This window comes from Niveibacterium sp. COAC-50 (assembly GCF_013184235.1).
GTDB lineage: Bacteria > Pseudomonadota > Gammaproteobacteria > Burkholderiales > Rhodocyclaceae > Niveibacterium > Niveibacterium microcysteis.
The window spans coordinates 1,084,237-1,105,027 of record NZ_JABCJM010000001.1 but is presented as its reverse complement, the minus strand read 5'-3'; the positions used below and the strand labels follow the sequence as shown (position 1 = coordinate 1,105,027).

Below are 20,791 nucleotides of genomic sequence, written 5' to 3'. Positions count from 1 at the left end.
GGCGACGCGATCACCCCGTCGTTGCCTCGAAGCCCAGCATCTCAGCCGCATGGGTTCGCGTCGTTTCGGTAATCCGCTCACCGCCCAGCATTCGGGCGATTTCATCGATACGGGCGGCGGCATCCAGCACTTGAACGCGGGAGTATGTCGCCCCGTCGCGCGACTCCTTGGAAATCTGCCACTGCCAATCCGCCCGCGCGGCAACCTGTGGCAGGTGGGTCACACACAGCACCTGGCAACGCCTGCCAAGCTCGCTGAGGCGCCGCCCGACCACCTCGGCGACACGCCCCCCGATACCGACATCCACTTCGTCGAAAACGAGCGTCGGCACCGCTTGCGCCTCACTGGCGATCACCTGGATCGCCAGCCCGATCCGGGAAAGCTCACCACCCGAAGCCACTTTCGCAAGCGGGCGGGGTTCCTGATGCGGATTTGCCGCAACCAGGAACTCAACCACTTCCTGACCGTGCGCACCGCCGGACGGCGCTTCAGCAAGCCGAATCTCGAACCGGCCTCCGGCCATCGCAAGGTCTTGCATCGCTTCGGTGACGCTTGAGCCAAGCGACGCGGCCGCGACGCGCCGGCGCTCACTGAGTTCGGCAGCAAGCGTGCGGTATGCAGCACGCGCGTCCGACTCTGCCAACGCGAGCGCATCGAGGTCGCTCGCCCGTTCGATCAGGGCAAGGCGTTCGCCCCATTCCGCCTCAAGAGCAGGGATCCCCTCCGGCGCCACGCGATACTTGCGCGCAAACTGCGTAACCGCCGCGATGCGCCGCTCGCATTCGGCCAGCGCTTCCGGATCGAGCTCCATTCGATCGCGATAGCGTCGAAGCTCGGCCACCGCCTCACCAAGTGCGATACCCGCGCCATCAAGCAATTCGGCGATCGGCGTGAGATGGCCGTCAAACCGGGCCAACTCCGCCATGCGGGCGGCGAGCCGTTCGACCTCGGTCGCGATCGCCAGCTCACCCTCGTCCAAGGCGTCCAGCGCAGCGCCCGCACCCTCGATCAAGCCCGCGGCGTGCGACAAGCGTTGATGGTCCGCATTGGTTTGCTGCCATTCGGCTTGCGAGAATGCAAGCGTGCGCGCTTCACTCAATTGCCATTCGAGCATCTCGCGTTCGCGCGCGGTAGCCTCGCCTTCGGCTTCAGCAGTTTCGAGCGCACGAACCGCCGCTTGCCAGGCCCGCCAGGCCGCAGAAACCTCTTTGGCCAAGGCCGTTGCGCCGGCATGCGTATCGAGCAGCTCTCGCTGCGCGTCGCCTCGCAGCAAGGCATGGTGCGCGTGCTGACCGTGAATATCGGCCAGCAGTTCGCCAAGCGATTTGAGCTGCGCCGCCGTAACGGGCGATCCGTTCACATAGCAACGCGAACGGCCCCCTCCATCGACTACGCGACGGACCAGAACCTCGGTATCGGCCTCAAGGTCGTTCTCGTTTAGCCAGGCAGCAACCGGGCCCACCGGTGCGCAATCGAACATGCCTGAGATTTCGGCGCGCTCACAGCCCGCCCGAACCATGGCGCTATCGGCGCGATCGCCAAGCAGCAGCGACAGCGCATCCAGCAGAATTGATTTGCCCGCCCCGGTTTCGCCTGTGAGCACACCGAAGCCGGGCGCGAATTCGAGGTCGAGTTGATCGACCAGGACAAAGTCTCGGATCGTCAGACGACGTAACACGGTAAGTCCTTCAGGGAAGTCGTGGCGCAGCGCTCCAGTGGAGCTTTTGGCGCAGGATGGAGTAGTAGCTGTAGCCGGGCGGGTGCAACAGGGTCACGACGTGATCCGAACGCCAGATGCGTATCCGATCGCCGGCGCGGGCATCGAAGCGCGCCTGCCCATCGAAATGCACGCGCGCGTCATGCGGCGGCTGCACCACGATTTCGATTCGGCAATCGTCCGACACGGTAATCGGCCGGTGAGTTAGCGCATGCGGGCACAAAGGAACCAGCGCGATCCCCGTCACGCCCGGGTGAAGAATGGGGCCGTTGGCAGACATGGCATATGCCGTGGACCCAGTGGGGGTGCACACGATGATGCCATCCGATCGCTGGTGATAAACAAACTCGCCGTCGAGATGCAGTTCGAACTCGATCATGCGGCCGATCTCGCCCTTGCTGACCACCGCATCGTTCAGCGCCATGGTGTGGAACACGCGATCGCCCGCGCGCACGACTTCTGCCTCAAGCAGCATCCGGGTGTCGTGCCGCGCACGGCCGGCGAGGATCGCGCCGACGTGCTCGAACATGTCTTCGCGCGGAATATCGGTGAGAAAGCCAAGGCGCCCCTGGTTAACACCGACCAGCGGCACAGCATGGCTCGCGAGTCGCCGCGCAGCTGTCAGCAGCGTTCCGTCGCCGCCCAGCACGATGGCAAGATCTGCCTTGGCACCAATCTCGTCAAACGCCGCAACGCGGAATTCACCGCCAATGCCGGTAGCGCTCGCGGTACCCTGTTCGATCAGCACTTCGCAGGCGCGCTCGCGCAGGAACAGCGCAAGGCGAAGCACCGCGTCCGACACTTCCGGACTCTGGTACTTTCCAATGAGCGCGATCGTCTTGAAACCGTTCTGCATGGCACCCATTTAACCACAAGGCGCGCTGCGGCTGCCGCAAGCACGGCGCGCCTCCGGATCGATAGCGCCGACGCGTTGCGATCGTGCTTTTTTTCCCTAGAATGGCCGACATGGAATCACGCCCCGCCAATCAGCCACTCGACCAGCGTGCGCAGATCCTGTTGAAGACGCTGGTCGAGCGGTACATTGCAGACGGCCAGCCGGTCGGCTCGCGCGCGCTGTCGCGCTCGTCGGGGCTTGAGCTATCGCCCGCCACGATCCGCAACGTCATGGCCGACCTCGAAGAGTTCGGCCTCGTTACGTCGCCGCATACCTCCGCCGGCCGGGTGCCAACCGCCAAGGGCTATCGCCTGTTTGTGGACAGCCTGCTCACGGTGCAACCGCTGCAGCAAGCGCAACTGCTTGAGCTGGAACACCATTTACAGCCCGACCAACCGCAGCGAGTGATCAGCACCGCGTCACACCTGCTATCCGAACTCACCCGCTTTGCTGGCGTGGTGGTGACGGCCCGCAAGGAAGCCACGCGCATCCGGCAATTGGAGTTTGTCGGCCTGTCGGAACGCCGCATCCTGCTGATCATCGTGACGCAGAACGGGGATGTGCAGAACCGCATCCTGATGACGCAGCGGCCTTACACCGGCGATGAACTGGTGCGCGCCACCAACTTCCTCAACCAGAACTTCGCCGGCCTCGAATTCGACGAGATTCGCGAGCGTGTGCGAGCCGAGCTGGTCCAGTTGCGGGAGGACATGTCAGAGCTGATGTCCGCCGCGATCACCGCGGGGCAGGATGCAATCTCCGAGACGAACGCGTCCTCCTATGTGCTGAGCGGCGAGCGCAACCTGCTGGAAGTCGAGGACCTGTCGTCCAACATGGCGCGTCTGCGCGACCTGTTCCGGCTGTTCGAACACAAGACCGGGCTGCTGCAGCTGCTGGAGGTGTCGCGCGATGCGCAGGGTGTTCAGATTTTCATTGGCGGCGAATCCGGCATTGCATCGCTCGACGATTGCACCGTCGTCACCGCCCCCTACAAGGTCGATGGGCAGGTGGTCGGCTCACTCGGCGTAATCGGCCCGACCCGGATGGCCTATGAGCGCGTGATCCCGATCGTCGACATCACCGCGCGCCTGCTCTCGAGCGCCCTCACCCCGCAGAACTGAGCCCATTGATGCCCCGCTTCAAACCCGAACCGCCCTTCCGGCATGGCACGGCCCCGAAGGTCGGCGTACTGCTGGTCAACCTCGGCACCCCGGATGCACCGACGCCGAGCGCCCTACGTCGCTATCTCAAGGAATTCCTGTCGGATCCGCGTGTCGTTGAAATCCCGCGTCTGGTTTGGTGGCCGATCCTCAACGGCATCATTCTGAATACGCGGCCAAAAAAGTCAGCGCTGAAGTATGCAAGCGTGTGGGACCGCGATGGCTCACCGCTGGCGGTGCACACGCAGCGCCAGGCAAAGTTGCTGCGTGGCTACCTTGGCCAGAATCGGCAGCAGCCGATCGAAGTGTTGCATGCGATGCGCTACGGCAACCCGTCGATGCCTTCGCAGCTCGATGCCATGCGCGCCGCCGGCTGCACCCGCATCCTCGTCGTGCCGCTCTACCCGCAATACGCCGGCAGCACTACCGGATCGGTCGCGGACGCCCTCGCGAGCTGGATGCAGGGCTGTCGCAACTTGCCTGAGCTACGGCTCGTGCGCGCCTTCGCGGACGACGACGCGTATGTCGCCGCGCTGGCTGCCAGCGTGCGAGAGCACTGGCAGCGCAATGGCCGGGCTGAACGGTTGGTCATGAGTTTTCATGGCGTGCCGCGCTACACGCTTGATCGCGGCGACCCATATCACTGCGAATGCCACAAGACGGCTCGGCGCCTTGCAGAAGCCCTCGCACTCAAGCCAGAGGACTACGTGCTGACCTTCCAGTCACGCTTTGGCCGCGCCGAGTGGCTGCAGCCTTACACAGAGCCAACGCTTCAAGCGCTGGCAAAAGCCGGCGTCAAGAAGGTGGATGTAATCTGCCCCGGCTTTGTTTCCGACTGCCTGGAAACACTCGAAGAGATCGCGATGGAATGCAAGCACGCGTTCATCGCGGCGGGCGGCGAGCAATTTGGCTATGTGCCCTGCCTTAACGAACGCGACGACTGGATCCGAGCGCTGGTCGCCCTCGTAGAGCGTCAGGCCGGCGACTGGCTGGCCGCACCCACTACCGACCCGACGCAACCGGCGTTAGCCGCGCAACGCGCGGCCAAACTTGGAGCGCAAAACTGATGCTGAATCGACTTGCCATCTGGGCTCTGAACACCGTTGCGCTGATGCTCGTGCCCGAAGTGGTCACCAGCATTACCGTGAGCAGTTGGACAGCCGCCCTGCTCTTCGCGCTGCTGCTCGGCCTGGTGAACGCTTCGATCAAACCCTTGTTGCTGCTGATCACGCTTCCGATCAGCGTGCTTACACTCGGGATCTTTGCGCTGATCATCAACGCGCTGGCTTTCTGGGCCGTCGCGGGGTTGATCGGCGGCATCGTAGTGCCCACATTCTGGTCGGCATTCTGGGGCGCACTGCTCTACAGCGTGCTGTGCACCTTGGTCAGCATGGCGGTTTCCGAACCTCGCCGCTGATCGTCCCCCAAAAAAAGAGAACGCCCGCATCCGCGGGCGTTCTTGTTTTGCAATAACTGCGACTGAATCAGGCGCCGCGGCGGGCCCCTTCGCTCGCTGCAGCACGGCGACGAGCGGGTTTGCGCCGCACGGCGCCCGGATCGAACTCCCCTTCCAGCTTCTTCAGGGCGTCTTTGCGTGCTTTCAGCGCCATCTTGAAAGCACCGTCCTCACCGTATTTCTTCACCGAGAACTTCACCCGTTTGCGACGTCCGTCCGGCAATGGCCAAGAGGCCACCCAGAACCAACGTTGCTTCTCTTCCGGCATATCACGCGTTTCCGAGGCGCAGTATCGGCAGACGCCGACCACGCCAGATCGGTTGTTTTTCTTGACGATGTTTGAGTATTCACGCATCGAGAACGGCGGGTGCTTGGCGATCACCTCGTCGCGATACGCCTTTGCGGCATTGAAGGACTTGGTCTTGCCGCCGTGCACGCCATCGCTGAAGTGCTTGCGGTAGATCACCCCTCGCCGCTGGATGGTCACCAGCCAGCCATGGGTGCGGCTGACCTCGTTGTCCACCCGGCTGATCCCATAAACGCTGCTTCGGGCCACGACATTCCTCCATTGGGTTGCATCTACTACGGCGGCGATAAGAGCATTTTCGGCCTAGTTTCAAAAAACTTTAGCGTGTCAACATGTATCTGCCCGTACCACGCCGGGCGTCGTCCCCCCGTCTGGCCTTCAAGGAAAAACAAGGACTTGCCGCTACAACCTCCAGGCGATACAGCCTGGCCGGACAGCCGGACCCGACGGAAGGAGCGACAAATGAAGATCACATCATCGGATGTGGCGCTTGCCTCATCCCACGAGGCATGGCGCGCGCAGGAAACCAATACACGGATGCGGGTCTGGGCCGACTCGAATGCCGGCGGACGCACGGCACCAGGCTTCGGCCTGGAATTCAACCAGCACAGCCGCGTCGAGTTCTCCGAGGCCGCGCGAGCGCAACTCGCCTTCAGTCAGCGCAATGAGCGTGTGCCGCAGCGTTCTGCGGCACCGCAAGGCCAGGTTGCCGACACAGAAGCGAGTAGCGGTACCGATGAAGCACAACGTGGCGGTGGCCTGCCCGCGCGCCTGCAACTGCTCAAGGACATTGTCGAAGCCCTGACTGGTCGCGAGGTCCGCTTCGTGACGCCGGGGCAACTGCAAGGCAGCGACACCAGCAGCACTTCGGACACAGCTCCAGCGAACCCGACGACGCAGACCGGCAGCACGCAGTCAGGCGCAAGCGAGGCACCGCAGCGGGCCGGTTGGGGGTTGGAGTTCGACTCCCGTGAAGTACGCGAGGAGTACGAACGCACGAGCTTCTCGGCAAGCGGTTCCGCGACCACCGCAGACGGCCAGAAGATCAACTTCTCGCTAAATCTCTCGATGGAGCGCTACGAGCGGCAAGAAACCAGTGTCTCGGTCAGGGCCGGCGATGCATTGTTGAAAGATCCGCTGGTGCTCAGTCTGGATGGAAACGCCGTCTCGACCACCGGAGACACGATCCGCTTTGATTTGAGCGGTCAGGGGTCTACCGACAAACTCCCCGTACTCCCCGTACTCCGCGGCGCCGCGTATTTGGCCTTGGACAAGAACGGCAACGGCCGCATCGACAACGGCACCGAGTTGTTCGGGCCGCAAAGCGGCGACGGCTACGCGGATCTGGCCAAGCTTGATTCCGACGGCAATGGCTGGATCGACGAGTCTGACCCGGCGTTCGCAAACCTCAAGCTGTGGCGTCCAACAAGTGACGGGGCCGGCACATTGACTTCGATCGCCAGCGCGGGCGTCGGCGCGCTCTACCTGGGGCACGTCGACACGCCTTTCACCCTGAAGGATGGCCAGAACGCCGATTTGGGCGCCGTGCGTGCAAGCGGGATCTACCTGAAGGAGAGTGGCGAGGTCGGCGCCATGCAGCAGATCGACGTCGCAGTCTGACCGCCGACAGGCGGCCTTGCGCCTCAGCTGTTGACGAGCTGAAGCTCCAAGCCGCCGCTTGGCGCGCCGTCGTTGCCGCGGGTGGCGGGTTCGCCAGACTTCGCGCAGACGCGCAGTGCGGCAGACAGGCGCCGCATCGCCACGGTCGACAGTCGAGAGCGGAAGTGGTCAGTACACTCCTCCGACGCAAGAACCAGCGCCGCAGGGTTGATCTCCAGATAGCTCACCGGAGTCAGCGTTACGACGGTCGCAAACTGCTTGCGCTCCTGCTCGTCGAGGAACGCGCTCTCGCCGAAAACCTCACCCGGGCCGTACTCTGCAACCTTGCGGCCATCAAGGGACACTTCAACACGCCCCTCGATCAGGATGCAGAAACGCGCATCGCTGCTGCCTTCCTTGATCAGCGTCGTCAGCTCGCCACATTGGCGCCATTTGCCGATCCGGAACGCTTCCCAGACCTCAACATCGTCGAATTCGGTGAAGAACGGTAGTCGCCGCAGCTGGCCGAAGTGCGAGTTATCTTCGAGGTGCTCGTTCTCGTCGTAGATCTTGTAGCGGACGGCCGAGAGGTCTTTCGCAAATTCCGCGCCGTTCTTGTAGCGGGAGTACAGATCCTTCTCGAGCGCCTTGCGGATCACCGGATCCATCGTCTCCGGCACAGCCGGATTGAGCAGCACCACTGAGGGCGGATCGGCATTGATGATGCGATACACCAGCTGCGCAGGGTTCTTCGCACGGAACGGCAGGCGCCCGGTCAGCATGTGGAACAGCACCACGCCGAGCGAGTAGAGGTCAGTCTTCTGGTTCAGCGGGTAGGACTTCACCTGCTCGGGCGACATGTAGGCCGGCGAGCCGACGCCCATGATGAAGGTCGAATCCTCGTCGCTCTGCTTCTTGATGTTCAGCGCAAGCCCGAAGTCAGTGATCTTCACGTTGTCCTGATCATCGATCAGGATGTTCGCCGGCTTGATATCGCGGTGGATGATGCCGTTCTTGTAGGCGTAATCCAGCGCCATGCAGCATTTGAAGATGATGCTGACAACACGGTGGATCGGCAGCAGATTCTCGAAGGTGCAGTAGCGCTCGAGCGAATAACCCTCGAAATACTCCATCACCACATAGGCCTGATCCGCCTCGATGACGGTCTCGAAGATGCGGATGATGTTGGGGTGGTTGAGGCGCTTGGAGACTGCTTCTTCAGCCCGCAAGAGCTTGAGCAGGCGGCGGTTCCACTTGGCCTGATCCTTCGCCTTGTCGTTGAAGCTGATGTGCTTGAGGGCAATCGGCTCCGGATAGAACGGGTTCTCCGCAAGATAGACGATGGCCGTAGCCCCTCGCCCGATCTCGCGAATGATGCGGTACTTCCCGATTCTCTCCGGCTGCGCAGCCATGTATTCCCCCGTGAACAGTCGGCATGTTAGCGCTCGCGCGCTTTTGCCACAAACAGGGCTTGAAATTCCCGGAACCCGCCCCAGATGGAAGCAAAGTTGCCATCAGGGAGTTCATTGTCATGCAGGAAAACCAGTCCAGTCCGCAGCCCGAGGTCGAACTGACCTCCGCCGCCGAAGCTTCGCCGGAAGCCGCTAGCGCCGAGAACCCGGAAACGGCGTCGGTCGACACCCTGCCCAGCCTCGAAGAGCAGCTGCGCCAGGCTGAGTTGAAGAGCGCCGAGCACTACGACGCATGGCTGCGTGCGAAGGCCGAAACCGAAAACGTCCGCCGTCGTGCTGCAGAAGACATCCAGAAAGCCTCCAAGTTCGCGATCGAAAAGTTCGCTACCGAGCTTCTGCCGGTCAAGGACAGCCTTGAGCAAACGCTCGCGGTGGCCAGCCCGACGCTCGAATCGATCCGCGAGGGTGTGGAACTGACGCTGCGCAACCTGGTGCGCGCTTTTGAACGCGGCAACCTGACCGAACTCGATCCGGTTGGCGCGAAGTTCGACCCGCACCAGCATCAGGCGATGAGCATGGTCGAGTCGGACCAGCCCGCAAATGCCGTCGTCCAGGTTTTCCAGAAGGGTTATCTGATCGACGGTCGCGTTGTACGCCCGGCGATGGTCGCCGTATCAAAGGCGAAGGACTGATATCGCCGCAAGTGCGGTCTTGCAGCGTGAGCCATCCGGGCCCTTGAAAGCCCGTGACAAGACCCCACTTCGGTAACAGGTTTGCATCACCACAGAATTCGGAAAGGACAATACAGACATGGGCAAGATCATCGGTATCGACCTCGGCACCACCAACAGCTGCGTCGCCATCATGGAAGGCGGCACGCCGAAGGTCATCGAGAACTCCGAAGGCGCGCGCACGACGCCGTCAATCGTCGCCTACATGGAAGACGGCGAGATCCTTTGCGGCGCACCCGCCAAGCGTCAGGCTGTCACCAACGCCAAGAACACCCTCTACGCGGTCAAGCGCCTGATCGGTCGCCGCTTCGAGGAGCGGGAAGTCCAGAAGGACATCTCGCTGATGCCCTACTCCATCACCAAGGCCGATAACGGTGACGCCTGGGTGGAAGTGCGCGGCAAGAAGATGGCCCCGCCCCAGATCTCTGCCGAAGTCCTGCGCAAGATGAAGAAGACCGCCGAGGACTACCTTGGCGAAGAAGTGACGGAAGCGGTCATCACCGTGCCGGCCTACTTCAACGACAGCCAGCGCCAGGCCACCAAGGACGCGGGCCGCATCGCCGGCCTTGAAGTCAAGCGCATCATCAACGAGCCGACCGCGGCTGCGCTCGCCTTCGGCATGGACAAGGTTTCCGGCAAGGACAAGAAGATTGCCGTGTTCGACCTGGGCGGCGGCACCTTCGACATTTCAATCATCGAGATCGCAGACGTCGACGGCGACAAGCAATTTGAAGTGCTCGCCACGAACGGCGATACCTTCCTCGGCGGCGAGGACTTCGACCAGCGCGTGATCGACTACATCGTCGAAGAGTTCAAGAAGCAGAACGGCATCGACCTGTCGAAGGATGCGATTGCGCTGCAACGCATCAAGGCCGCGGCTGAACGCGCCAAGATCGAGCTGTCGTCCGGCCAGCAAACCGAAATCAACGAGCCGTACATCACGATGGCCAACGGTGCGCCGTGCCACCTCGCGATGAAGATCACGCGCGCCAAGTTCGAATCGCTGGTCGAAGAACTCGTCGAAGCCACCATCGAACCGTGCCGCAAGGCGCTGAAGGATGCTGGCCTGAAGGTCACCGACATCGACGACGTGATCCTCGTCGGCGGTCAGACCCGCATGCCCAAGGTGCAGGAGAAGGTACGCGAGTTCTTCGGCAAGGAGCCGCGCAAGGATGTGAACCCGGACGAAGCCGTGGCCGTGGGCGCTGCGATTCAGGGTGGCGTGCTGCAAGGCGAAGTGAAGGACGTGCTGCTGCTGGACGTCTGCCCGCTCACTCTGGGTATCGAAACCCTGGGCGGCGTGATGACCCCGCTGATCAAGCGCAACACGACGATCCCGACCAAGGCGCAGCAGGTATTCTCGACCGCGGACGACAACCAGACTGCGGTGACGATCCACGTGCTGCAGGGCGAGCGCGAAATGGCCTCGGCCAACAAGAGCCTCGGCCAGTTCAACCTGTCGGACATTCCGCCGGCGCCGCGCGGCATGCCGCAGATCGAAGTGACCTTCGACATCGACGCCAACGGCATCCTGCATGTGTCGGCCAAGGACAAGGCCACCAACAAGGAAGCCAAGATCACCATCAAGGCCAACTCCGGCCTGTCGGATGAAGAAGTCCAGAAGATGGTGAACGACGCTGCCGCGCACGCTGAAGACGACCGCAAGGCACGTGAGCTGATCGACGCACGCAACCAGTGCGACGCGCTGATCCACACCGCCAAGAAAGCAATCCAGGAGCACGGTGACAAGGTCTCGGCCGACGAAAAGGCCAAGATCGAAACCGCGATCAAGGAAGCCGAGGAAGCGATCAAGGGCACCGACAAGGAAGACATCGAAGCCAAGGCCCAGGCCCTGGCGCTCGCCAGCCAGACGCTCGGCGAGAAGATGTACTCCCAAACCGAGGGGGCCGATGCTGGCGCCAGCGCGGGCGCCGGAGCGAGCGCCAAGCCGGCTGACGATAACGTCGTCGATGCCGAGTTCACCGAGGTCAAGGACAAGAAGTAAGCCGAAACAACGCGAAGGCGTGAAGGGCGCAAAGGATCGCATCGCGTCCTTTGCGCCTTTGCGTTAGAGGAAAAGAGCAGATGGCCAAAAGGGATTACTACGACGTACTGGGGGTCAATCGCGACGCCAGCGACGAGGACATCAAGAAGTCCTATCGCAAGCTCGCGATGAAGTTCCACCCGGACCGCAACCCCGACGACAAGAGCGCCGAAGAGAAATTCAAGGAGGCCAAAGAGGCCTACGAAGTGCTCTCCGACGGCAACAAACGCGCCGCCTACGACCGCTACGGTCATGCTGGCGTGGATCCGTCGGCGGCCGGCGGGCCCGGCGGTTTTGGTGGCGGCGCGGGCTTCGAAGGCTTCTCGGATGCCTTCGGCGGCATCTTCGACGAGATCTTCGGCGGTGGCCGAGGGGGTGGCGGCGGTGGGCGTTCCAACGTCTATCGTGGTGCCGACCTGCGCTACAACCTCGAGATCACGCTGGAAGAAGCTGCGCGCGGCGCCGAGAAGACGATTCGCATCCCGCTCATGGAAGAGTGCGAGATCTGCCACGGCTCCGGCGCCAAGCCGGGCACGCAGCCCAAGACCTGCCCCACCTGCGGTGGCGCCGGTCAGGTGCGCATGCAGCAAGGCTTCTTCTCGATCCAGCAGACCTGCCCGAAGTGCCATGGCTCCGGCCGGCACATATCCGACCCCTGTGGCAGCTGCCACGGCGCCGGCCGGGTCAAGAAGCAGAAGACGCTGGAAGTGAAGATCCCCGCCGGCATCGACGACGGCATGCGCCTGCGTCACGCCGGGTACGGCGAGCCGGGCGTCAACGGCGGGCCTCCAGGAGATCTGTACGTGGAAATCCACGTCCGCGAGCACCAGGTCTTCCAGCGCGACCATGACGACCTGCATTGCGAGATGCCGATCGGTTTTGCCACTGCGGCACTGGGCGGCGAGATTGCGATCCCGACGCTGGACGGCGCAGCCAACCTGAAGATTCCGGCCGAGACGCAGAGCGGCAAGGTCTTCCGCCTGCGCGGCAAGGGCATCCGCAACGTGCGCTCTGGCCATCCGGGCGACCTGCTGTGTCACGTCGTCGTCGAGACACCCGTCAACCTCAACGAGCGCCAGAAGGAACTGCTGCGCGAGTTCGAGGAGCTGGCGCAAAAAGACGCCGCCAAGCAGACGCCGCGAGCCAAGGGCTGGATGGACAAGGTTCGCGAGTTCTTCAGCGACTGAAGGCGCCGAGACCAAGCCGCGTGTCGCGGCGGCATCCGCCACCTGGCGGCCCAGGCAGCCCCTGACAAAAGAGCTCCAGTTGGAGCTCTTTTTATTTTTGCTTGATCAAAATTGACATTGATTGCTGCGCGGCACGATTGCCAAGCCACAAACAAAGATTTAGGGTTAACCCGCTCGGGGTTTTCCCGTAGCACCAAAACAAGCACGGCGCACACAACAAGCGACCGGCAGCACAGAGACAACAAAGGAGATTTCGGTGAACGCCGAAAAGTATCTTGAACGGCCACGCGCGGCCCGCATTCGCCCCTTGCACCACCCACCGCCCGCGGTGCGGCACCGACCCTAGTCGGCCCCTCGGCACGACGCTGGGCCACCACTGAAATTCCATCAATCCTGTACCCGACGCATGGGCTTCCGTTTGCGGAAACCTCTGTGCGATGCGCTGTCGCGCGCCGCCTCCGCCGGACACTGAAGGACACACGCACAATCATGAAACCCATCCAGACGACGAAGACCATGCTCGCGCTCGGGTTGGCGCTGGGCGCAGTCGCCAGCCACGCAGCGGACATCGAAGTCCTGCATTGGTGGACTTCGGGCGGCGAAGCACGCGCCCTGGCCGAACTGACCAAGAAACTCGAAGCCAGCGGCCACCGCTGGCGCGATTTCTCGGTCGCCGGGGGCGGTGGCGATAACGCCATGCTGCTGCTGAAGACCCGCGTGGTATCCGGTTACCCCCCGATGGCCGCGCAAATCAAGGGGCCGGAAATCCGGGAGTGGGCGGAAGACGGCCTGCTCGCCGATATCGGTGACGTCGCGAGCGCCGGCAACTGGGACGCCACGCTGCCAGCCGTCGTTGCCAACGCAATGAAGTACGAAGGTCGCTACGTCGCCGCGCCGGTGAACGTGCACCGCGTCAACTGGATGTGGATCAACCCGGAAGTACTGAAGAAGGCCGGCGTCGAGCCCCCCACCAGCTGGGACGCGCTGATCGCCTCGGCCGACAGCATCCGCAAGGCCGGCTTCACGCCGATCGCTCACGGCGGTCAGCCCTGGCAAGACTTCACACTGTTCGAATCTGTCGCGCTCGGCGTCGGCGGTGCCGACTTCTACAAGAAGGCCTTCGTTTCGCTCGACAGCGCAACCCTGCAGGGCGCTACGATGACCAAGGCGCTCGATACCTTCAAGTCGTTGCGCAAGCTGATCGACGCAGGCGCGCCAAATCGTGAGTGGAGTGCGGCCACGGCGATGGTGATCAGCGGCAAGGCAGCCGTGCAGTTCATGGGCGACTGGGCGAAGGGTGAATTCGCGCGTGCCGGCAAGCAACCGGGCCGCGATTACCTCTGCCTGCCGGCGCCCGGCACCGACAAGGCCTACACCTACAACATCGACAGCTTCGCCTTCTTCCGCCAGCGCCACGACGAAGCGCGCAAGGCGCAGGCCGATCTGGCGAACGCGCTGATGGGTGCGGAGTTCCAGGAGAACTTCAACCTCGCAAAGGGTTCGATTCCGGCCCGCACCAACGCGCGTATGGACCGCTTTGACGACTGCGCCAAGCGCTCTGCGGAAGCCTTCCGCGCAACCGCGCAGAGCGGCGGCCTCGTGCCATCCGTGGCACACCGCATGGCCGCACCGGAAGCCGTTCAGGCCGCCATGCAAGCCGCTGTTTCAGCCTATTTCAATGACGCCAACATGAGCACGCGCGACGCGCAGGCGCGCCTTGTCCAGGCCGTTGCCGCCGGCAATGTGCAGCGCTGAGTTGTCGCCACCAAGGATCATCGACATGAACACACTTCGTCATTCGCGCCTGCTCAAGACATTGGCCGCCCTCGTCGTTTGCGCCGCAGCTCCTATCGCTTCGGCAGATATCACGGTACTGCAGATGGCCCCGCTCACCGGGCCCTACGGCGGGATTGGCTGGCACATGCAGGTCGGCGCCCAGGTTGCCGTGGCTGACCTCAACGCGCGCGGCGGCATCGCCGGGCAAAAGGTGAAGCTCGTGACCGCCAGCCAGGAACCGGGCGATGTCAGCAAACAGCTGCGCCCGCTGATCGACAAGAACGCCCCGGCCGCCCTGCTCGGCCTGATGGGTGAAGACAGCGTTCAGCAACTGCTGGACAGCCGTTTGCTCGACGATACCGGCCTCGCCCTGGTCGGCCCCCGCGTCGGCGCCTCCAGTCTCGCGAGCGGGTCCAAGCAACTGTTCCTCACGCGGCCGAGCTTCAGCTTCGAGGTGGCACGGGTACTCAAGCATCTATCCACCAGCGGCATGAAGAACGTCGGCGTGGTGTACGAAGACAACGGCTTCGGCCGCGAGGCATGGACTGCCGCGTCGAGCGAGGCCGGCATTCTCGGCATCAAGCTCAACGGCGTCAGCTACCTCGCGGGCTCGGCCCAGGTCGATCAGGCGGTTTCAAAGATGCTCGCAAGCGGTCCGCAAGCGATCGTGCTGGCGTCTCAAACGGCAGGCGCTGCGGCGTTCATCCAGCGCTATCGGGCCCAGGGCGGCACCGCTCAGCTCGCCACGTTGTCCTACGTGGAAGGCAGCCATCTGGCCCGCATCATCGGCAAGAAGGCATCGCATGGTGTCGCGGTGCTGGAAGCTGCGCCCAACACACTGAACGAATCCGTGCCCTTGGTGCGCGAGTTCCGCACCATCTACAAGAAGTACGGCCCGAATGACGTCGAGCCCACGCAGGCAATGATGGAGTCTTACGTCGCTGCCCGCACGCTGTTCGAGGGCCTGCGCCGTGCCGGCGGTGCCCGCGCGAAGCTGCCTGCCGCAATGGCAAGCATCGACCGCTTTGACCTCGGCGGCATCAACGTCAGTTTCGCCGGCACCCGGCGTACCGGCGTGGAGTTTGCCGAAATGGCGGTGATCGACCGTCAGGGTCGCGTCATCCGATAAGCCCCGGGAGCGGCCCGCGCAAGTCGGGCCGCTCTGTTCCTCGCCTGGTTTCCGCGCACAAAGGCGCTGTCGCCTTCTCACAAGTCATCGGCAAGTAACCTCCCCACCATACGCTTGCGTATTTTCCGGCGCGCAAAAGTGCCGCCGCCTAGCGAACTGGGATGGGGAACGAATGACGATGAATCGACGCGCATTCCTGCGCAATACCGGCTTCTGGACGGTTTCAATCGCTGCGGGCGGGCTCGCCGCCTGCGGCAGCGATAGCAGCACTGCGCCGGCATCGCCGCTGGCAAAGGCCACCGGCAAGAACTGGCAATTCCCGCAGAGCATCGCCTCAGGTGACCCACGTCCCGACGGCGTCATGCTTTGGACCCGCGTCACCCCGACAAACGTGGATGCGGTCGCCAGCGCGCCGGAGGCCGGCGATTTTTCGATCCGCGTGCTCGTCACGGCCGTGGACAACACTGCCAAGCTCGGCACATCCGATGCGCTGGCCGGTCAGTTGGTAGTCGATAACACGATCCCGGTTTTCGCTCGCTACGACCACTCCGTCCGCAACAAGCTCACCGGGTTGCAAGCGAACACCGTGTATTTCTACCAGTTCGCGGCCGGCGACGTGCGCTCGCGCGTCGGTCGCTTTAAAACCGCACCCGCAAAAGATGCTGATGTCGCAGAACTGAAGTTCGCGTTCATTTCCTGCCAGGACTGGAGCGTGAATCACTGGGCGGGCTTCGAGAGCCTTGCGCAAGAAGACATCGATTTCGTCGTGCACCTCGGCGACTACATCTACGAAACCGTCGGCGAGGCATTCCAGACCGGCGCCGTCGAGGCTCGCCACGACGCGCTCGTGCTGCCCGACGGCAGCTTCAAGTCCGGCAACAGCGGCGCCAAGTACGCCACCACGCTTGCCGACTACCGCTACCTCTACAAAAAGTACCGTACCGATCCACGCCTGCAAGCCCTGCATGAGCGCCTGCCCTTCATTGCGACCTGGGACGATCACGAGTTCTCCGACGACTGCTGGCAGGACGCCGAGACTTACGACAACGGCAGCTATGACGCAACGACGGGCGTGGGCGACAACGCCCATCAGAGCACGCGCCGGCGAGGCGCAAACCAGGCCTGGTTCGAATTCATGCCGGCGGACGTCAGCTACGACGGTACGACCACGAGCTTCAAGAACGTACGCATCTATCGCGATCTGCCCTTCGGCAAGCTTGCCCACTTCGTCGTGACCGACGAGCGGCTCTACCGTGCCGATCACATCGTCCCGGAGGCCGCGCCCAACCCGGCGACGGGCGCCGCGCTCGGCTCGGTGGGATCGCGCTATTTCGTGCCGGCCGATGTGCGGGAGAGCATTGAAGCGGCAAAGATGCGGGCAGTACCAAGTGGCGGCGATACGTTGGCGCCGGTGTCCATCTTCGGCACCACGCAACGCGATTGGTGGAAGAACACGATGAGCAGTTCCACAGCCACCTGGAAGTTGTGGTGTAACGAGGTGTCGCTACTGCGAATGGGGCTGGACGGCACCGCAGCCGTCGCCACACTGCTTGCGCTGCAGTCGGTCAGCACGGTGGCCGGCAGCATCGCCGGCGCGGCTGCAAGCACAAGTGGCAATGTTGCTGCCGCCGCCGCACTGGTGGCCGCCGTTACGGCCGGCGCCGACCAGGCTACGGCCGGCGCGGCAGCGATGGCAATCGCCACCGCCGTCGCCAGTTCCGCCGATCCGGTTGCCGCCGCGGTCACCAAGGGCCTCAGTGCCTCACAAGCGACACTGGCAGCCGCGGCTTACCGCGCCGCCGCGGCAGTGAGCGGTGCCACGGCGCAGGCAGGCGCTGGTGCGCAAGTCATCGCATTCGGCTACATCAAGCCGGACATCATCGCCAAGGGTGCCGCCTCAGGCTTCGTTGGCAGCGTCGCCGCCTCGCTTGCGCCGTACTTCACACGCTTTCTGCTCAACTGCGACCAATGGGATGGTTACAACGCCGAGCGCAAGCACCTGATGGCGCACCTGAAGGACAACGGCATCCGGAATGTAGTCGCGCTGACCGGCGACCTGCACTCCTTCCATGCGGGTACCGTCAATGACGACTACGACGCCACCGGTACCGGCACGCCGGTGATGGTGGACTTCGTCACCGCCGGTATCAGTTCGGATTCGTGGTTCAAGTACTTCGCCGATGCCACCTCCGGTTCGCTGCTGTCGAACCTCGTCTTCGCGCCAATCTCGGTGCCGGTCGACGGAATCGGCACCCTCGATCTGCGCTTCAACCTGTTCGATTTCACCCTGCAGCGCACCGCGCCAACACTCGATGAATTGGCCGAGCAAGTGCGCCTGCCGGTACGCCGCGCGCTCGGCGCAAAAGGCGTCAGCGAGGCCGCGCTCGACGCCACCACCTCGGCCGTGCTTTCAGCGCTGAAAGCGACGCCGGCATTCTCCACATCGCTTCTCGGGCTCGCGGGGCAACTCGCCAGCCTCAACAGCAACCCGTGGATCCGCCACATGGTCAGCGACGCACAAGGCTACGCGGTGGTATCGCTTAAACCGGACGGCATGCGCTGCAGCTTCCGCCAGCTCAACCCGCTGGTGGGCAACACGGCGCCGAGCGCACCCATCGCCTCAACCATGGCGTTCGCCGTGGCGCGCGATGTGGCCGCGGTCACCCGGCTGAGCTAACCCAAGTCGCGATGTCGCCGGGCAAGCGCCTTGCCTTGTCCGGCGACAGGACCATACGCCTGCGAATGTGCTACCTTCCCGCAACTTTTCGGTAAAGGTAGCTTCATGACCGACGTCGTCATCCGCGCGACCGGGCTGTTCACGCCGTCGCAATCGATCAGCAACGAAGAGCTCGTTGCCGCCTTCAACACCTACGTTGCCAAGTACAACGCCGCGCACGCTGCCGAGATCGCTGCCGGCGAATTAACCGCGCTTACCGAATCAAGCGCGGAGTTCATCGAGAAGGCATCGGGCATCAAGCAGCGCTTCGTGCTCGACAAGTCCGGCGTGCTCGACCCCACGCGCATGTACCCACGCTTTGCGCCGCGGCCAGATGACGCGCTGTCGCTGGAAGCCGAGATCGGCGTCGCGGCCGCTCGCGACGCACTGGCCCGCGCCGGGCGCGATGCGGCCGATGTCGACGCGGTGATTTGTGCAGCGTCCAATATGCAGCGCCCTTACCCGGCGATGGCGGTCGAGATCCAGCACGCGCTGGGCATCAAGGGTTTTGCGTTCGACATGAACGTCGCCTGCTCCTCCGCCACCTTCGGCATCGAACAAGCCGCTAATGCGGTGCGGAGTGGTAGCGCGCGCTCGGTGCTGGTCGTGAATCCGGAGATTTGCTCTGCGCACCTGGAATGGCGTGATCGTGACTGCCACTTCATCTTCGGCGACGTGGCAACTGCAATTCTCGTCGAGCGCGCCGACATGGGCGAAGGCGGCTGGGCCATCCTCGGCACCAAGCTGGCGACCAGCTTCTCGAACAATATCCGCAACAACGCCGGCTTCTTGAACCGCTGCGAGGATACGGATCCCGACGCACGCGACAAGCTGTTCCGCCAGGAGGGGCGCAAGGTATTCAAGGAAGTCTGCCCGATGGCAGCAGAACACATCAGCACCCATCTGTCGGCACTCGGCCGCGCACCGGCCGGCATACGCCGTTTCTGGCTGCACCAGGCCAACCTGTCGATGAACCAGCTGATCGCGCGCCGCCTGCTTGAGCGCGACGCCACGTTCGACGAGGCGCCGGTGATTCTCGACCAGTATGCAAACACGGCTTCGGCCGGTTCGATCATTGCGTTCCACCTGCATCACGAGGATCTGGCGCAGGGTGATCTGGGCGTAATCTGCTCGTTCGGTGCTGGCTACTCGATTGGTAGCGTGGTGATCCAGCGGCGCTAACGAAGCCTTCAGGCAACAAAAAAGGGCGGCCCGGAGCCGCCCTTTTTCATTCCCGCAGCCGAACTAGGCGCGACGCCAAGTAGTGCCCTGCGCGGAATCCTCCAACACCACGCCGGCGGCCTTGAGTTCGTCGCGAATCCGGTCAGATTCTGCGAAGTTCTTCGCCTTCTTCGCGGCAGCACGATCGGCGATCAGTTGCTCAATGGCCTCGGCGCTCAGGCCATCCGCCGAGGTCGCGCCCTGCAGGAAGGCGACTGGATCACGCTGCAGAAGCCCCAACACGCCGGCCAAGGCCTTGAGCAAACCCGCAACCTTGGGGTCGCGCCCGCGCTGCGCCTCGCCCGCCAGTTCGAACAGCACTGCCACCGCTTCCGATGTATTGAAGTCGTCATCCATTGCCGCCTTGAAGCGCGCCGCGTGCGCATCATTCCAGTCAATCGTGACATCCGCGGCGGGCACATCGCGCAGGGCGGTGTAGAGCCGCGTCAAAGCGTGCTTGGCGTCCGCCAGCAGATCCGGCGAATAGTTGATCTGGCTGCGGTAGTGCGAGCGGACCACGAGGAAGCGGATCACTTCGCCGTCGTACTGCTTCAGCGCTTCACGGATGGTGAAGAAGTTGCCGAGCGATTTCGACATCTTCTCGTTGTCCACGCGCAGCGCACCGGCATGCATCCAGACGTTGGCCAGCGTGCAGTTGTGCGCTCCCTCACTCTGCGCAATCTCGTTCTCGTGATGCGGGAACGGCAGATCCGGGCCGCCTCCATGGATATCCAGCGTCTTGCCAAGGATCGCGCTGCTCATCGCCGAGCATTCGATATGCCAGCCCGGACGGCCCTTGCCCCAACGCGAGGCCCATTTGGTATCGGCCGGCTCGGTCTCTTTCGCTGCCTTCCATAAAACGAAATCGAGCGGATCGCGCTTGGACGAGTCGACGGCAACACGCTCGCCAGCCCGCAGGTCGTCGAGCGACTTGCCAGAAAGCTTGCCGTAGCCTGGAAACTTGCGCACGGCGAAGTTCACATCGCCGTCGTCGGCCTGATACGCGAGGCCCTTGGTCTCCAGTTCGCCAATGATCTCGAGCATCTGCGGCACATAGTCGGTTGCGCGCGGCTCGATATCCGGCCGTTCGATGCCCAATGCGCCGAAGTCGGCGTTCATCTCGGCGACCATGCGCTCGGTCAGTGCGGCAATCGGCTCACCGTTTTCCTGCGCACGGCGGATGATCTTGTCGTCGATATCGGTGATGTTGCGCACATAGGTCAGTTCATAACCCGACGCCCGCAACCAGCGCTGCACCACGTCAAAGCCAAGGAAGCAGCGCGCATGCCCCAGGTGACACAGGTCGTACACCGTCATGCCGCATACATACATGCGGACCTTGCCGGGTTCGATCGGGGTAAATTGCTGCTTCTGGCGGGTGAGCGAGTTGTAGATCGTGAGCATGAATGGTGTCCGTGCATGCACCGCCGGATCCGGCGGT

At 63.3% G+C, this 20,791-nt stretch carries 16 protein-coding genes; 11 read left to right on the top strand and 5 right to left on the bottom strand.

Features of this window, described 5'->3' with window-relative positions; all coding sequences use genetic code 11:
* Positions 1–10: 10 nt before the first annotated feature.
* Together recN and HH302_RS04945 are read right to left on the bottom strand one after the other, a co-directional pair.
* The gene (gene recN / locus HH302_RS04950) at positions 11–1,678 is read right to left on the bottom strand and encodes a DNA repair protein RecN (protein ID WP_172198977.1); all 1,668 of its coding nucleotides are present in this window, start codon (positions 1,676–1,678) and stop codon (positions 11–13) included.
* Between the two features lie 10 nt (positions 1,679–1,688).
* Positions 1,689–2,573 carry an NAD kinase gene (locus tag HH302_RS04945; RefSeq protein WP_172198974.1) on the bottom strand — a complete coding sequence of 295 codons (885 nt, stop codon included), beginning with the start codon at positions 2,571–2,573 and terminating at the stop codon, positions 1,689–1,691.
* A gap of 110 nt (positions 2,574–2,683) precedes the next feature.
* Here HH302_RS04945 and hrcA point away from each other — a divergent pair, with 110 nt between their 5' ends.
* From hrcA to HH302_RS04930, 3 genes are read left to right on the top strand one after another with little or no spacing between them, the layout of a single operon-like run.
* Positions 2,684–3,733, top strand: a complete 1,050-nt coding sequence (gene hrcA, locus HH302_RS04940; protein WP_172198972.1) for a heat-inducible transcriptional repressor HrcA — start codon at positions 2,684–2,686, stop codon at positions 3,731–3,733.
* Between the two features lie 8 nt (positions 3,734–3,741).
* Positions 3,742–4,839 carry a ferrochelatase gene (gene hemH / locus HH302_RS04935; protein ID WP_172198970.1) on the top strand — a complete coding sequence of 366 codons (1,098 nt, stop codon included), beginning with the start codon at positions 3,742–3,744 and terminating at the stop codon, positions 4,837–4,839.
* Positions 4,839–5,189, top strand: a complete 351-nt coding sequence (locus HH302_RS04930; RefSeq protein ID WP_172198968.1) for a phage holin family protein — start codon at positions 4,839–4,841, stop codon at positions 5,187–5,189. The genes hemH and HH302_RS04930 overlap by 1 nt, the downstream gene beginning before the upstream one ends.
* Positions 5,190–5,256: 67 nt before the next feature.
* On the opposite strand, the gene HH302_RS22700 is transcribed toward HH302_RS04930, so the two are convergent.
* Positions 5,257–5,784 carry an AP2 domain-containing protein gene (locus tag HH302_RS22700; protein WP_172198966.1) on the bottom strand — a complete coding sequence of 176 codons (528 nt, stop codon included), beginning with the start codon at positions 5,782–5,784 and terminating at the stop codon, positions 5,257–5,259.
* Between the two features lie 213 nt (positions 5,785–5,997).
* Here HH302_RS22700 and HH302_RS04920 point away from each other — a divergent pair, with 213 nt between their 5' ends.
* Positions 5,998–7,155 carry a hypothetical protein gene (locus tag HH302_RS04920; RefSeq protein WP_172198964.1) on the top strand — a complete coding sequence of 386 codons (1,158 nt, stop codon included), beginning with the start codon at positions 5,998–6,000 and terminating at the stop codon, positions 7,153–7,155.
* A gap of 23 nt (positions 7,156–7,178) precedes the next feature.
* Here HH302_RS04920 and HH302_RS04915 read toward each other — a convergent pair whose 3' ends face one another.
* Positions 7,179–8,546 carry a protein kinase gene (locus HH302_RS04915; protein WP_172198962.1) on the bottom strand — a complete coding sequence of 456 codons (1,368 nt, stop codon included), beginning with the start codon at positions 8,544–8,546 and terminating at the stop codon, positions 7,179–7,181.
* 119 nt (positions 8,547–8,665) lie between these two features.
* Here HH302_RS04915 and grpE point away from each other — a divergent pair, with 119 nt between their 5' ends.
* The 7 genes from grpE (at position 8,666) to HH302_RS04880 (ending at position 19,311) form a co-directional block, all read left to right on the top strand.
* Positions 8,666–9,238 (top strand): nucleotide exchange factor GrpE, encoded by a 573-nt coding sequence (grpE, locus tag HH302_RS04910; protein WP_172198960.1) that lies wholly within the window; start codon positions 8,666–8,668, stop codon positions 9,236–9,238.
* A gap of 118 nt (positions 9,239–9,356) precedes the next feature.
* On the top strand, positions 9,357–11,282 hold the full coding sequence (gene dnaK / locus HH302_RS04905) for a molecular chaperone DnaK (RefSeq protein ID WP_172198958.1): 1,926 nt from the start codon (positions 9,357–9,359) through the stop codon (positions 11,280–11,282).
* Between the two features lie 80 nt (positions 11,283–11,362).
* Entirely contained in the window at positions 11,363–12,508 is a 1,146-nt protein-coding gene (dnaJ, locus tag HH302_RS04900; protein WP_172198956.1) for a molecular chaperone DnaJ, read from the top strand.
* 489 nt (positions 12,509–12,997) lie between these two features.
* A complete protein-coding gene (locus HH302_RS04895; RefSeq protein ID WP_172198954.1) occupies positions 12,998–14,263 on the top strand; it encodes an ABC transporter substrate-binding protein in 1,266 nt (421 codons plus the stop codon).
* 25 nt (positions 14,264–14,288) lie between these two features.
* Positions 14,289–15,413 (top strand): ABC transporter substrate-binding protein, encoded by a 1,125-nt coding sequence (locus HH302_RS04890; RefSeq protein ID WP_172198952.1) that lies wholly within the window; start codon positions 14,289–14,291, stop codon positions 15,411–15,413.
* Between the two features lie 178 nt (positions 15,414–15,591).
* A complete protein-coding gene (locus tag HH302_RS04885) occupies positions 15,592–18,090 on the top strand; it encodes an alkaline phosphatase (RefSeq protein WP_172198950.1) in 2,499 nt (832 codons plus the stop codon).
* 105 nt (positions 18,091–18,195) lie between these two features.
* Positions 18,196–19,311 carry a beta-ketoacyl-ACP synthase III gene (locus HH302_RS04880; protein ID WP_172198948.1) on the top strand — a complete coding sequence of 372 codons (1,116 nt, stop codon included), beginning with the start codon at positions 18,196–18,198 and terminating at the stop codon, positions 19,309–19,311.
* Positions 19,312–19,374: 63 nt separating this feature from the next.
* Here HH302_RS04880 and cysS read toward each other — a convergent pair whose 3' ends face one another.
* On the bottom strand, positions 19,375–20,754 hold the full coding sequence (gene cysS, locus HH302_RS04875; RefSeq protein WP_172198946.1) for a cysteine--tRNA ligase: 1,380 nt from the start codon (positions 20,752–20,754) through the stop codon (positions 19,375–19,377).
* Positions 20,755–20,791: the final 37 nt, after the last annotated feature.